This is a genomic window from Klugiella xanthotipulae (assembly GCF_006716695.1).
In the GTDB taxonomy this organism is placed as follows: Bacteria; Actinomycetota; Actinomycetes; order Actinomycetales; family Microbacteriaceae; genus Klugiella; species Klugiella xanthotipulae.
The window spans coordinates 22,484-36,236 of sequence record NZ_VFPN01000002.1 but is presented as its reverse complement, the minus strand read 5'-3'; the positions used below and the strand labels follow the sequence as shown (position 1 = coordinate 36,236).

The 13,753-nt window shown below is 62.0% G+C and carries 9 protein-coding genes; 5 read left to right on the top strand and 4 right to left on the bottom strand.

Going from position 1 to position 13,753, the window contains the following annotated elements:
- Nucleotides 1-60: 60 nt before the first annotated feature.
- From FB466_RS06290 to FB466_RS06275, 4 genes are all read right to left on the bottom strand, one after another.
- Nucleotides 61-3,021 carry an aminotransferase gene (locus FB466_RS06290; protein WP_141916947.1) on the bottom strand — a complete coding sequence of 987 codons (2,961 nt, stop codon included), beginning with the start codon at nucleotides 3,019-3,021 and terminating at the stop codon, nucleotides 61-63.
- 140 nt (nucleotides 3,022-3,161) lie between these two features.
- Nucleotides 3,162-4,778, bottom strand: a complete 1,617-nt coding sequence (locus tag FB466_RS06285) for a solute symporter family protein (protein ID WP_141916946.1) — start codon at nucleotides 4,776-4,778, stop codon at nucleotides 3,162-3,164.
- Nucleotides 4,775-5,125 (bottom strand): DUF485 domain-containing protein, encoded by a 351-nt coding sequence (locus FB466_RS06280; protein WP_141916944.1) that lies wholly within the window; start codon nucleotides 5,123-5,125, stop codon nucleotides 4,775-4,777. Before FB466_RS06280 ends, FB466_RS06285 begins: the two co-directional genes overlap by 4 nt.
- Before the next feature lie 208 nt (nucleotides 5,126-5,333).
- Nucleotides 5,334-6,131 (bottom strand): CPBP family intramembrane glutamic endopeptidase, encoded by a 798-nt coding sequence (locus FB466_RS06275; protein WP_141916942.1) that lies wholly within the window; start codon nucleotides 6,129-6,131, stop codon nucleotides 5,334-5,336.
- Between the two features lie 246 nt (nucleotides 6,132-6,377).
- Between FB466_RS06275 and FB466_RS06270 the strand changes: the two genes are divergently transcribed.
- The 5 genes from FB466_RS06270 to FB466_RS06250 all read left to right on the top strand — a co-directional run bounded on the left by FB466_RS06270 (nucleotide 6,378) and on the right by FB466_RS06250 (nucleotide 13,733).
- The gene (locus FB466_RS06270; RefSeq protein ID WP_141916940.1) at nucleotides 6,378-7,991 is read left to right on the top strand and encodes a peptide ABC transporter substrate-binding protein; all 1,614 of its coding nucleotides are present in this window, start codon (nucleotides 6,378-6,380) and stop codon (nucleotides 7,989-7,991) included.
- Nucleotides 7,992-8,133: 142 nt separating this feature from the next.
- Nucleotides 8,134-9,063: an ABC transporter permease gene (locus FB466_RS06265; protein WP_141916938.1), complete on the top strand. Its 930-nt coding sequence runs from the start codon at nucleotides 8,134-8,136 to the stop codon at nucleotides 9,061-9,063.
- Nucleotides 9,053-10,003 carry an ABC transporter permease gene (locus FB466_RS06260; protein ID WP_141916936.1) on the top strand — a complete coding sequence of 317 codons (951 nt, stop codon included), beginning with the start codon at nucleotides 9,053-9,055 and terminating at the stop codon, nucleotides 10,001-10,003. The genes FB466_RS06265 and FB466_RS06260 overlap by 11 nt, the downstream gene beginning before the upstream one ends.
- 20 nt (nucleotides 10,004-10,023) lie before the next feature.
- Nucleotides 10,024-11,757, top strand: a complete 1,734-nt coding sequence (locus tag FB466_RS06255) for a dipeptide ABC transporter ATP-binding protein (RefSeq protein ID WP_141916934.1) — start codon at nucleotides 10,024-10,026, stop codon at nucleotides 11,755-11,757.
- A 167-nt stretch (nucleotides 11,758-11,924) separates the two neighbouring features.
- Entirely contained in the window at nucleotides 11,925-13,733 is a 1,809-nt protein-coding gene (locus tag FB466_RS06250; RefSeq protein ID WP_141916931.1) for an ABC transporter substrate-binding protein, read from the top strand.
- The last annotated feature ends 20 nt before the right edge of the window (nucleotides 13,734-13,753 follow it).

Sequence of the window (13,753 nt, the reverse complement as noted above, 5' to 3'; positions counted from 1 at the left end):
CGGGCCTCGGTACGAGGGCCTCGGGGCTATGCCCCGAGGCCCTCGCGCGTGGTGACCGGGCTACCAGCCGTGGGTGAGGACCTCGTCAAGGCAGCGCACAAAGTAGCGGGCGCTCTCCACGGTGAAGCACATGGGCGGTTTGACCTTGAGGACGTTCTGCCGGTCGCCCGTTGGCTGCACTATGACACCAAGTTCGCGCATCCGGTCACAGATCAGCGGTGTTTCCACGCTCGCTGGTTCGAGTGTTTCGCGGTCCCGGACGAGCTCAACCCCCTGGTAGAGGCCCTTCCCGTGCAGGGCACCGATCATAGGGTGGCGTTCAGCGAGTGCGCGGAGCCCGTCGGTGAGAACGCCACCAACCTGCTGGGCATTCTCCTGGAGGCCCTCCTCGTCAAGCACCCGCAGTACGGTTGAGCCAATCCGGGCGCTCAGCGTGCTTCCGCCCGCGGAGGAGAAGAAGGAGCCTTGCTCAGAGAGAGCTTCGGCAATGTCGCGACGGGTGATCACCGCCCCGAGCGGATGCCCGTTGCCCATCGCCTTGGCCACCGTGATGATATCGGGCACCACTCCGTGCTCCTCGAAACCCCAAAAGTGTGCGCCCAAGCGACCGTACCCCACCTGAACCTCGTCCGAGATGCACACGCCGCCCGCGGCCCGAATGGCGCTGTAGACGGTTGGCAGGTATTCGCTCGGGATGCCGATGCCGCCCGCGTTACCGTTGCGCGGCTCCGCGATGAACGTGCCGATCCGGATGCCCTCGATTGCCAGCTCGCCCAGCCGAGCCACCGCATCCGCGGCGTAGCGCCCTCCGCTATCGGTCCCGCGGTGGGTGCCCCGATAGGCGTTGGGGGCATCGACCGCGTGTACCCAGGAGGGACGAGTGGAGGCTGCGAGGGGGTTGTCTGAGGTGGATAGCGATACGGCGTCTGAGGCGAGGGACCAACCGTGGTATGACTCACGCACGCACATCACATGGGGGCTGTCGGTGTACGCCGCCGCGAGTCGCAGCGCCAGATCAACGGCCTCACTACCGCTGTTGACGAGCAGAACGGTATTGAGCGACTCGGGAACCTTCTCGAGAAGCGCCTCGCTCAGCTCGGTCACTGCGGCGTAGTGGAAGCGCGAGTTGGTGTTGAGGCGCAGCCACTGGTCGGCCGCCGCCGCCGCCACACGCGGATGTCCGTGGCCGAGTAGTGTGACGTTGTTGACCATGTCGAGGTACGGACGACCGTCGGTGTCGATCAGAAACTCACGCCAGCCGCGCTCGATCTGCGGCGGCTCGGCGTAGTAGTGGCTCTGCAGTTGCGCGTAGGCATTACCGCGACGGCGCAGCAGTTCGGCGGTTGGGGCGGTGGCCACGGGGCTCCGACCGTAGAGGGGTGCCGGATCGAGGTAGAGGGCGTGCCAGGCATCAGCCTCCGAGGCGCGGACAAACTCTACGGGGGCTGCCCCTGCGGGCACCGCCCCTGTGCGGCTCACCCATACCCGGGTACCCCGTTCCAGGCCCGTTGAGGCATCTGAGTGGGCGCACACCTCGCCCGCGCTCAGCAGACCAGCACCTGCAGCGGGGCGCACGCCATCCAGGTGTAGGGACAGGCTGTCGCCGTCAAGTCTCAGCGAGTGAGGTCCCGTCACCGTGAGGGTCCCGGCCCACGGCGCATGGAGCGCGAGGCGTGTTCGCGTGAAGAGCTCCGAGAAGAGCGGCACTCCCCGGGGCTCCTCCCGGGAGAGAGCGCTCGCCCGAGTAAGTTGTGCCTCACCGTGCGGGATGACCGCCGCTGAGTGCTCTGTGAGCGCCCCGCGCACAAGCTCGGGTATTGTCTCGGCGGGTGTGAGCCAGCGCCCCGCGTGTAACCCCTCGCTCTCGGTGCCGAGTGATACGGGGGCCGGGATATCTGTGAGTAGGGGGTGGCTTCGGGGCGGTAACCCCGCCCCGAACGCCTCCGGGCCCAGCCCGAGGGTGGCGCGAATCGCCGACTCCGCAACGGGCACGGGGAGCGTAGCGGCGGCGGCAAAGATGCTCCACTCGCGTTCGATCGCCTCAGCCGCGTACTCGTTTTCGGGATCAATCACCACCTGTTCCTCACCGCTCACCACGAGGACGGCCCCGCGCAACAGCACGAGGGGCCAGAGCGCCCTAATCTCTGCTTCTGTGAGGGGGACACGCTGGTGGAACGCGGCAATCAGGGGGAGCACGAGCAACGGAGAGCCGGGGTCGCGGTGTAGCACGGCCGTGCACGCCACGGCTAACTCCGCTACACGCCAACTCAGCATGGCGTCGCCCAGGTCGATGACCCCGCTCAGGCGGGGTCGGCCGGAGTTTCGCGGCGTGCACACCACATTGTCGTCGGTGAGGTCGCCGTGGACGGCCTGTACGGGGAGCGCGTCGCGCAGGGGGTCGAGGGCGTGGGTAACCTCCGCCACGGCATCCGTGATCCGGTCACGCCGATCGGTGTCCCGTACCCGGTGCAGCAGGTTCTTGACGACCTCCTCGCCCCGGCGGAGGTCCCATTGCAGGGTGCGTTCCAGCCCAGGGTGCCGCAGCTCGGTGAGGCTCTGCGATACCCGCCCGGCCAGATTGCCGAGTTCGTGGATGGTTGCGGGGGCAAGATACCTTCGTTCAATTAGGGGGGTGCCCGGCACAAACGTGAGGAGACGCACCAGGTGGGGGATGCCGCCAATTTCTGCTGCTACGATCTCCCGCCCGTCCGTGGTCGGGACGGGGTGTGGTGTGTCGAGCCCCGCCGCCGACAGGGTTGCCATCATGGCGTTCTGCGCCTCGACCTCGGCGCGGGGAAAGGCAGCGTTGCTGATTTTGAGGAGGTAGCGGCTCTCGGTCTCTCCCTCTGTCTCTCCCTCGGACGAGGTCAGCCGCACGAGAAAGTTGCGGTCCTGCTGACTGCCCAGCTCGGTGAGGGTGCCGGTCTGTCCGTAGTGTGTTGCAAGGAGCTCTGCCGCCTCACCGAGGGACAGAGCCGGGCGGGTCAGACCGCCGTGGGAATCGGGCGGGGAAACGGTCATCGTGGTCTCCGTAGGGTCAACGTCCCGCGCAGTGTTGGGCGGGCTCTGGCCAATTCCTCCCAGCCTAGGCCCCACGGTGGGAGGGACAAAAGGGTGCGGCTCGCGGGTCAATACCCCACGAGCCGCACCCTTGTGTGTTCTTAGTGTTCCACAGCTTTCTCGGCACCGTGGCCGGTGAGGGAACGTACTTCCATCTCGGCGGCTACGGCCGGGTCTTCTTGTGTGGTGCTGGTCACGGTACCCAACCAGCCCAGGAAGAACCCGAGCGGGATCGAGATGATGCCCGGGTTCTTGAGCGGGAAGATCGCGAAGTCCACACCATCGCCGAGCATCGAGGTCACGTCTCCCGAGACGACGGGGGAGAGTGCGATCAGGATGATGGCGGAGCCAAGACCACCGTACATGCTCCACACCGCGCCCCGGGTGGTGAACTTTTTCCAGAAGAGCGAGAAGAGGATGGTGGGCAGGTTCGCGCTCGCGGCGACCGCGAAGGCCAGGGCCACGAGGAACGCGATGTTCTGTCCCTGCACGCCCACTCCACCCACGATGGCGAGCACGCCGATCACGACCACGGTGCGGCGGGCCACCTTGACCTCACTCGAGCTATCTGCCGCGCCCTTCTTGATGACGTTGGCGTAGATATCGTGGGCGAAGGATGCGGCTGCCGTGATGGTGAGACCAGCCACCACCGCGAGGATGGTCGCAAACGCCACCGCTGAGATAAAGCCGAGCAACAATGGACCGCCCAATTGCAGGGCGAGCAACGGTGCCGCTGAGTTGACACCACCGGGGGAGTTGGCGATGATCTCCGGGCCGACCATGAACCCGGCACCGTAGCCGAGCACGAGGGTGAAGAGGTAGAAGGTGCCGATCAGCCAGATGGCCCACACCACTGAGCGGCGGGCCTCTTTGGCCGTTGGCACGGTGTAGAACCGCATGAGCACGTGGGGCAGGCCTGCCGTCCCCAGGACGAGGGCCAGTGCGAGGGAGATAAAGTCGAGTGGATTGGAGCCGTATTGCAGCCCGGGGGCCAGTACGGCCATGCCCTTATCTGAGGCATCCGCAGCGTTTTGGAGCAGGGTGGAGAGGTTGAAACCGTTGAGGGCCAGCACCCAGATGGTCATGACGGCCGCGCCGCCGATCAGCAGGATGGCCTTGATAATCTGCACCCAGGTGGTGCCCTTCATTCCGCCGAAGAGCACGTACATGATCATGACAACGCCGACCACGACCACGACGAGGGATTGCCCGAGCTTATCGTTGATGCCGAGCAGTAGCGAGACGAGGCCGCCCGCCCCAGCCATCTGGGCGAGGAGGTAGAAGAAACAGACGGCCAGGGTCGTGATGGCCGCGGCCATTCGTACCGGACCCTGTTTGAGGCGGAACGACAGCACATCGGCCATCGTGAACTTACCCGTGTTGCGCATGAGCTCTGCCACAAGTAGGAGGGCTACCAGCCAGGCCACAAGGAAGCCGATCGAGTAGAGGAAGCCGTCGTAACCGTTGACGGCGATGGCCCCGACGATGCCGAGGAAGGATGCTGCGGATAGGTAGTCACCCGCGATGGCCGTGCCGTTTTGAGACCCGGTAAAGGAGCGTCCGCCGGCGTAGAAATCGGCGGCGGTTTTGTTGTTGCGGCTGGCTCGAATGACGATCACCATGGTGATGCCCACGAACACGATGAAGATCGAGATGTTGAGCACCGGGTTGTTTTCAACGACGGTGGTCTCGGCAATTCTGAGGGCGGTAGCGATCATCGAGCGCTCTCCTCTGCCTCAAGCTTTGCACGCATTTTGGCGGCAAGCGGGTCGAGTTTTCTGTTGGCGTAGCTGACATACCAGGTGGTGATGGCAAACGTTGTGACAAACTGGCCTAAGCCCAACACGATTCCCATATTGATCGCACCAAACACTGGCCTGGCCATAAACTCATGCGCGTAGGCCGCCAGGAAGACATACGCAATGTACCAGGCGAGAAAAGCGATTGCGAGAGGGAAGACAAAGCTGCGATGCCGCTTCTTCAACTCGCGAAAAGTAGGGTCTTTCTCCACCTCTTGATAATCCAATGGTCGTGTGGTCGGTATTTCGTGAGCATTTTTGCCCATTACTGTCTCCTCCAGCATCGTGGCCTCAGGCCAATCGCACGACTCTGTGCGATGGACCACAGTCTACGCATATCGACCCCAAAACCGGCAATTTGCCGGGAGTTTTTGTTTCGACGTCAAGACAGTTGCGTTCCAAGCTCCGGGGGATTATTATTCCGCCCCTGTTCCCTGATCGAAGCGCTGCGGTTCTCGGGAAAATAGGTGTCGATTAGAACAAGCTGGGAAAGGTGGATACAGCCCAGGCGTACCCCACAAAACTTACGATATCGAGAATCCAGTGGGCGATAATAAGCGGTAGTGTGCGGCCGTAACGTTCATAGAACCAGCCAAAGATGATGCCCATAGCAACATTTCCGATAAAGCCACCAAACCCCTGATAAAGGTGGTAGCTTCCGCGGAGCAGGGCGCTTGCCAGGATGCGTGTCCACGGTTTCCAGCCCAGCTGCCGGAGCCGGTCGAAGAGGTAGCCGACCACAATAATCTCTTCCAACAGGGCCGCTTTGAGCGCCGCCAGGATGAGTACGGGCACAGTCCACCAGTAGTCTCCGAGCGAGGTGGGGATGACGTTGGCGTTGAGGCCGAGCGCCCGCGCCCCACAGTAGAGTGCGAGTCCTGGGATCCCGATGATGGCCGCCAGGAGCAGGCCCAGCCCCAGGTCGGAGCCTCGTGGTCGGCCGTGTAGACCGAGACTACTCAGCCGTGGCCGCTGCTGTGACCAGGCGAGAAAACACACGAGGGCAACCGGTGCAAGGCCCATGATAATCCGCAGGAGTTGGTAGGCCAGGTCAATGAGTGGCCGTTCCGAGACCGAGCTATTGAGTGCGGTGCTCTGTTCTGCGAGCGCCTCGCTGCGGGTGAGTAGATCAACAATCGACACGAGGGCCTGGAGGGCAGAGGCCCCGAGCGAGAGGGCGAGGACGATTGCGATCTCCCACCACACCCGAGCACGGGACGTCCCAGGGGCGTCGGTCGCAATGCGGGCGGGGCTGTGGCCGTGCTGACTCATGCGCTCTAGGGTACGCGTGTTCCGAGGCCTGTCTGTCGTCTGTTCCCGGAGAAAAAATTGAATCGCTTCACTCGGTTTGCGCAACCGCTTACATATGCCGGTAATATGCTCAACACGATTGAGTAACGCTTCTCTACGCAACCTGTTGCGTTTCTCAAAGCCCTGGTTAAGCTCAGGGTGTTAGCAATCACGCGGGGGCGGAGCAAAATATTTTGGTTCTCCTGCCGCGTCTTTACAGGAGGAATTGTGAAGATTTCACGCATTGGATTGGGTGTCACCGCCCTGGCCACTGCCGGACTTCTGGTTCTGTCCGGGTGCGCCTCAGGCGACACGGACAAGCCGGATGCGTCGGGCAATGGTGTGGTCACCGCCAACGGTACCGAGCCGCAGAACCCGCTGATCCCCACGAGCACCAACGAGGTGGGCGGCGGACGCATCATCGACTCGCTGTTTGCCGGTCTGGTGTACTACGACGCCAAGGGCGAGTACCACAACGAGGTTGCACAGTCTTTTGAGCCCAACGCCGACTTCACCGAGTGGAACATCGAGCTGAACAACGACTGGAAGTTCAGCGATGGCACCCCCGTCACCGCGAACTCCTTCGTGGATGCGTGGTCCTACGGGGCATCCCTCAAGAATGCCCAGCTCAACCGCTACTTCTTCAATATGATCGAGGGCTACCAGGAAGAGGCGCAGAGCGACCTCACCGGTCTGACCGTTCAGGATGACACCCACTTCACCGTCAAGCTGAACAGCGGAGATCCCGAGTTCCCGCTGCGTCTCGGCTACTCTGCCTACTACCCGCTGCCCGAGTCGGCATTTGACGATATGAAGGCGTTCGGTCAGAACCCGATCGGAAACGGCCCCTACAAGCTGGCCTCCGATGACGCGTGGGAGCACGACGTTCAGATTAAGCTGCTGCCCAATGAGAACTACGATGGTGGGCGCAAGGCAGCCAACGGCGGCCTCACGTTTGTCTTCTACAGTGGCCTGGATTCGGCGTATGCCGACCTTCTGAGCGGCAACCTGGATGTCCTGGACGAGATCCCGGAGAACTCGCTTGAGGTGTACCGTGACGAGCTCGGCGACCGCGCTGTGACTCAGCCCGCTGCTCGTAACCAGACCTTCACCATCCCGGAGCGGCTTGACCACTTTGCCGGTGAGGAGGGCACGTTGCGTCGCGCCGCTATTTCGATGGCCATCGACCGCGACAAGATTGGCGAGGTCGTCTTCAAGGGTGCCCGTTCGACGATGGTTGACTTCACCTCTCCCGTGATTGCCGGCTTCAATGACAATCTGAAGGGCAAGGACGTTCTGGAGTACAACCCGACCAAAGCCAAGGAGTTGTGGGCGGAGGCCGACAAGATCTCGCCCTGGAGCGGAACCTTCACGATCGGCTACAACTCCGACTCCAACCACCAGAGCTGGGTTGACGCCGTGAGCAACGGCATCAAGGACAACCTGGGCATCAACGCCGAGGGCAAGCCCTACGCCACGTTTGCAGAGTTCCGGGCAGCCGTGACCGACCGCACCACAACCGGTGCCGCGCGTGCCGGCTGGCAGGCTGACTACCCGTCGCAGTACAACTTCCTCGGGCCGGTCTTCGGTACGGGTGCTGGTTCGAACGACGGTGACTACTCGAACCCCGAGTTCGACAAGCTGATCGCCGAGGGCTCGCAGCAGACCGACGAGACCAAGAAATATGCAGACTTCTCGGCCGCTCAGGAAATCCTGCTGGAGGACCTGCCGGTGATCCCGCTCTGGTACCAGAACGCAACGGGCGGATTCTCGGAGAGCGTCGATAACGTCGTGTTCGGCTGGGAAATGGTTCCCCTGTATTACCAGGTCACAAAGAAGTAGTAGACATCAGAGAATAAATCTCAGATAACGTGGGGGTGTCCGTGTCGATCCGTCGGCGCGGACACCCCCACGTGAGCGATGGAGGACATTGGCAATGAACAACCCACACGTAATACCATCCCGGGGGAGGTGTGTCTCCTAGATGGCCTGGTACTTTTTTCGGCGTGTGTTGCAGATGATTCCGGTTTTTATCGGCGCAACCTTCCTGATCTACTTCATGGTTTTTGCCCTCCCTGGTGACCCCGTGTTGGCGATGTTTGGCGACAAGACGCCGAGCCCCGCGATTGTGGCGGAACTGCGTGCACAGTACAACCTGGATAAGCCCTTCATCGTGCAGTACCTGCTCTACCTGGGCGGTCTCTTCACCTTTGACTTTGGAACGTCCTTCTCCGGGCGTCCCGTGTCGGACCTGCTTGCGAGCGCGTTTCCGATCACCTTCAAACTTGCCATGCTGGCCATCGCGTTTGAGGCTATCGCGGGTATCGCTATCGGTCTCTTTGCCGGTCTCCGCAAGGGAAAACTGTTTGATGCGAGCGCCCTAGTGGTGAGCCTGCTCCTCATCTCGGTGCCCACATTTGTGATCGGTTTTGTCTTGCAATACGTGTTTGCCGTACAACTGGGCTGGGTCAACGCCACGGTGGGCCAGGGGGCCCCGCTCAAGGACCTCATATTGCCGGCTATCGTGCTGGCCTCGGTCTCCTTCGCCTACATTGTTCGGCTCACCCGAACGAGCGTGTCGGATAATCTGGGGGCCGACTACGTGCGTACCGCGACGGCTAAGGGTCTGAGCCGCGGCCGGGTTGTCCGTGTCCACGTGTTGCGGAACTCACTGATCCCCGTTGTTACCTTCCTCGGCACTGATATTGGTGCTCTCATGGTTGGCGCGATTGTCACCGAGGGAATTTTTAACATCAAGGGTGTTGGTGGCACCGTGTACCAGGCTATTATTCGCGGCGAGGGCCCCACCGTGGTCTCGTTTGTTGCGGTTATGGTGATTATCTTCATGGTGGCCAACCTGCTTGTTGACCTTCTCTACGCCCTGCTGGATCCGAGGATTCGATATGCCAAATAACGATTCGCGCTCACCTGAGCACTACGTCGCGCCGCTCGATGAGACGCCGCTTCTCGTCATCGATAAAGTTGATGAGAACGCCAAGCCGAGCAACCTGTGGCTGGACGCCTGGCGTTCGCTGCGGCACAGCCCGATCTTCTGGATCTCCTCCAGCATGATCCTCTTCATTCTCTTTGTCGGGCTGTTCCCTTTTCTTTTTACCAACGAGCCCCCCAACAACAAGTGCGACCTCGATAACAGCAATGGTGGTCCGGAGGCCGGACATCCCTTTGGCTTTACCAAGCTGGGGTGCGACGTTTTTGCTCGTGTGGTGTACGGTGCACAGCCCTCGCTTACGGTGGGGATTACCGCCACTCTGCTTGTGGTGATTGTTGGCGTCATCCTGGGTGCCCTCGCGGGTTTCTACGGGGGATTCTTCGACACGATTATCTCGCGCGTGGGCGACATGTTCTTTGCCATCCCCGTCGTTCTGGGTGCCATCGTGCTGATGCAGACCCTGTCGGGCACGCGTAACGCCTTGACCGTGGCGCTCATCCTGTCCATCTTCGCCTGGCCACAAGTGGCGCGTATTACCCGTGGAGCCGTGCTCTCGGCTAAAAATTCCGATTATGTGACAGCGTCAATCGCTCTCGGGGTCACCCGATTCCGGGTGCTCATGCGCCATGTGCTGCCCAACTCGCTTGCTCCCGTGATCGTGGTTGCCACGGTATCGCTCGGTACGTTCATCGTGGCCGAGGCCACCCTGTCGTACCTGGGTGTTGGACTGCCGTCCAGTGTGATGAGCTGGGGTAACGATATTTCGCAGGCGCAGTCCTCCATTCGAACCGCCCCGCAGACGCTGCTCTACCCGGCCGGCGCACTCTCGCTCACTGTGCTCAGTTTCCTGATGCTGGGTGATGTGGTCCGCGACGCACTCGACCCGAAAGCGCGTGCCCGATGACACAGGAAAGTTCGCACACTATGAACGCCACCACCGCACCCACCACCGGTCGGCCCCTGCTGGAGGTGACAGATCTGGAGGTGTCGTTCCACACGCAGAACGGCATCGTGAACGCCGTGCGCGGTGTCTCGTTTTCGCTCAACGCGGGCGAGTCGCTCGCTATCGTGGGGGAATCCGGCTCGGGTAAGTCCACCTCGGCAACAGCCATCATTGATCTGTTACCCGGCACGGGAAAGGTCACAGGCGGCAGTATCAGGCTCGACGGCACAGAGCTTGTGGGAATCAGTCGCGCCGAGATGGAGGCCATCCGTGGCAGTCAGATCGGCTACGTGCCACAGGACCCGATGTCGAATCTCAACCCGGTGTGGAACATCGGATTCCAGGTGATGGAAACCCTGCTGGCCAACGGCATTGCGAAAAGCCGCAAAGAAGCCGAGGCCAAGGCGATCCAGGTGCTTCAGGATGCAGGCCTACCGGATGCGGGCAAGCGCCTGCGTCAATACCCCCACCAGTTCTCGGGTGGTATGCGTCAGCGCGCCCTGATTGGTATCGGCTTGTCGAGTCAGCCCAAATTGCTCATCGCGGACGAGCCCACCTCAGCGCTCGATGTGACGGTGCAGCGGGTGATCCTCGACCACCTCAATACCCTCACCCGGGAGTTAGGCACCTCGGTGATCTTTATCACCCACGATCTGGGTCTCGCCGCCGAGCGGGCCGAGAAGCTTGTCGTGATGTACCGCGGACAGGTGGTTGAGTCGGGTCCCTCTCGCGAGATTCTGGCCAACCCGCTGCATCCCTATACCCAGCGCCTGGTTGCCGCGGCCCCCAGCCTGGCATCGCGCCGAATGCAGGCGGTCAAGTCCCACGAGAACGTGGCGATTGCCGCTCCCACTGCAGCCCTCGACCTTACCCTCATTGAGCGGGCTGAGCAGCGGGAGGAAGCGGCCACCGCAGCATCACCCATCATCTCGTTACGTGACGTTACCAAGCAGTACAAGATCCGCACGGGTGGCTTTAAAACCGAGCTGTTTACGGCTGTCGATAAGGTTTCTTTCGATGTGCACCCGGGGACAACAACCGCCATTGTGGGGGAGTCGGGATCGGGTAAATCGACAATCGCCAAGATGGTGCTGAAGCTGGAGGATGTGACGGCAGGGAACGTGCTGGTTGACGGCACCGATGTCACGGCTATCCGCTCGGCGAAGGACGTATTGGCTTTCCGGCGGCGAGTACAGCCGGTGTTTCAAGACCCGTACGGCACACTCGATCCGCTATACAACATCGCTCAGACGATCGCCGAGCCTCTCGTCGTGCACGGGGTGGGCACCGCTAAGGAACGCACCGCCCGTGTGCGGGAGCTGCTTGATCAGGTGTCGCTGCCCGTATCCACGATGAGTCGTTACCCGAACGAGTTGTCGGGTGGTCAACGCCAGCGCATCGCCGTGGCCAGAGCCCTCGCTCTCAAGCCCGATGTGCTCGTGCTGGATGAGGCCGTTTCTGCGCTCGATGTGCTGGTCCAGGGGCAGATCCTCAACCTGCTCACCGAATTACAATCCGAGATGGGTCTGAGCTATCTGTTCATCACTCACGACCTGGCTGTTGTGCGACTCGTCGCCGACAGTGTGTGCGTGATGAAGAGCGGGCAGATTGTGGAGAGCGCGACAACAGACGAGGTGTTTGACTCGCCCCGCGAGCAGTACACCAAGGATCTACTGGCCGCGATCCCGGGTGCCGGTATCGAGCTGGGAGCCTAACCCACTCTCACTTCGGGGTCCCGTCCAGTGCATTCTGGGCGGGATCTCGGTCGTCCTGGTCGTGGCACGACATGGGATAGCGTAGAAGCCTGCCGCCTCAGTCGTGATCGGAGTACCCTGTCGTGAGCCCACGTCGTGCGCGATACGCGTTATGTGTTCTCGGTTCGATGCTGGTCTTGTCGGCCTGCGTTCCGGGTGGACCAGACCCCGGTTCTACGCTGCGCGTCTCCACTCCCATGGCTGTGGGGTCGTTCAATAGCCAGACCATTTTCGGTGTCGGCGTGGCTAACCAGGGCATCCTCTCGGCGACGGAGGGCGGTTTTTTTGAGCACAGCGCTGACTACCAGATTGAGGCTAACGACACTTTCGGCGAGGTCACGGTGCTCTCGACCGATCCGCTCACGGTCCATTACGAGGTGGCATCCGGTACCACCTGGTCCGATGGTGTTCCGGTGGGTGCTGCCGATCTTCTTCTTGCCTGGGCCGGTCTGTCGGGCACGCTCAACGACCCCGACCTGATCCGCGGTGATCTGATTGACCCGGATAGCGGCGAAGCTACGAGTGGCTTCACCGACTCGACGGTGTTTTTCGACGGTATTCCCAACGGCCTCAACCGGGTGACGGAGATACCAAAGATAGACGATAGCGGTCGCGGTATCACCCTGGTGTATGCTTCGCCAGCCGTGGATTGGCGCTATCTTTTTGACGTGGGCGTTGCCGCGCACGTCGTGGGTGAGCGCGCGCTGGATATTGCCGACGATGGTGAGGCCGCAGTGGCGGTCAGCGAGGCCATTCAGGATAATGATCGGGATGCCCTCGCCGCGATTTCGCGGGTATGGAGCACAGGATTTATTACGAGTACCATTACTGCACCCGCTGCGCAGCTGCTCTCGGTGGGGCCCTACGCTGTCACGGGCACCGAGGGGGGAGTAACCCTGGGGGCAAACAGGGCCTATCGAGGGTCCCACGCGGCCTCGGTCGAGACGATTCGTGTCACGGCTGGTACGGATGCCGCAGCCGCGGTGGCTGCGATTGCCGCGGGCGACCTCGATGTCGCCACCCTGGCCCCCACGGAAGATGTTCTCACAGCGCTTGACGCGCACGAGAAGGAGGGCGCGGCGGACGGGGACACCCACCCGGTAGAGCTTGCGGTGGGGTCGGGGCAGAGGTTTGAGCATCTGGACCTGCAATTTGACCGCTCCGCCAACGGTACCTTTGATCGTGCCGCTGTGCGCACAGCGTTTCTTCTGACGGTGCCGCGCGAGGCAATTATTGACGCGATCGTCCGCCCGTTTGATCCGGATGCCGAACCCCGCAATAGCTTTCTCGTGTCACCTGCCGAGCCCGGGTATGCGGCCGTGGCGGGGTTATTATCAGTGGGCGACGCGGTTGACCTCCCGCGCGCCCGTCAACTGCTTGCGCAGGAGAACGTCACCGATCCGACCGTGTGTGTGCTCTTTGACTCAGAGAACGCGCGTCGCCTGGTGCAGTTTGAGCTCATCAAGAAATCCGCCGAGCGAGCGGGGTTTGTGGTGACCGATTGTTCGCGACCCGATTGGGACGAATACCTGGGCGTCCCGGAGGCCTACGACGCGGCCCTGTTCTCGTGGGATTCCACAACAGCGCTATCGGCGGTGCGGGAGCGCTTTGCCTCACGTAATGCCATTGCCAATTTCAGCTACTTTTCCAGTCCACCAGTGGATGGTGCGATCAACGGCCTCTTTGGTGACCGGATCGACCGTGATACCGAGCTGGGTGATCGGGGCGTATCCGCGGCCGATCTCGGCCCGGAGAGTGCTGCCGCCGCCGAATTCACAGCGGAGATCGAGCGGCAGCTCTGGGATGCTGGGTACGGGTTGCCGCTGTTCCAGCACCCGGAAGTCGCCCTGCATCGGGGCGGAATCGAGGGGATCTCCCTGACCCCGCTTGCTCCCGGTCTGCTGTGGAACGTCTCTGAATGGACCGTACGGGAGTAGCGGTCTACGTCCCTCATGAG

Excerpts from the sequence above, each read along its gene's own strand:
- FB466_RS06290 (WP_141916947.1), bottom strand. The coding sequence starts at position 3,021 with ATGACCGTTTCCCCGCCCGATTCCCACGGCGGTCTGACCCGCCCGGCT.
- FB466_RS06285 (WP_141916946.1), bottom strand. The coding sequence starts at position 4,778 with ATGATCGCTACCGCCCTCAGAATTGCCGAGACCACCGTCGTTGAAAAC.
- FB466_RS06280 (WP_141916944.1), bottom strand. The coding sequence starts at position 5,125 with ATGGGCAAAAATGCTCACGAAATACCGACCACACGACCATTGGATTAT.
- FB466_RS06275 (WP_141916942.1), bottom strand. The coding sequence starts at position 6,131 with ATGAGTCAGCACGGCCACAGCCCCGCCCGCATTGCGACCGACGCCCCT.
- FB466_RS06265 (WP_141916938.1), top strand. The coding sequence starts at position 8,134 with ATGGCCTGGTACTTTTTTCGGCGTGTGTTGCAGATGATTCCGGTTTTT.
- FB466_RS06260 (WP_141916936.1), top strand. The coding sequence starts at position 9,053 with ATGCCAAATAACGATTCGCGCTCACCTGAGCACTACGTCGCGCCGCTC.
- FB466_RS06255 (WP_141916934.1), top strand. The coding sequence starts at position 10,024 with ATGAACGCCACCACCGCACCCACCACCGGTCGGCCCCTGCTGGAGGTG.
- FB466_RS06250 (WP_141916931.1), top strand. The coding sequence starts at position 11,925 with ATGCTGGTCTTGTCGGCCTGCGTTCCGGGTGGACCAGACCCCGGTTCT.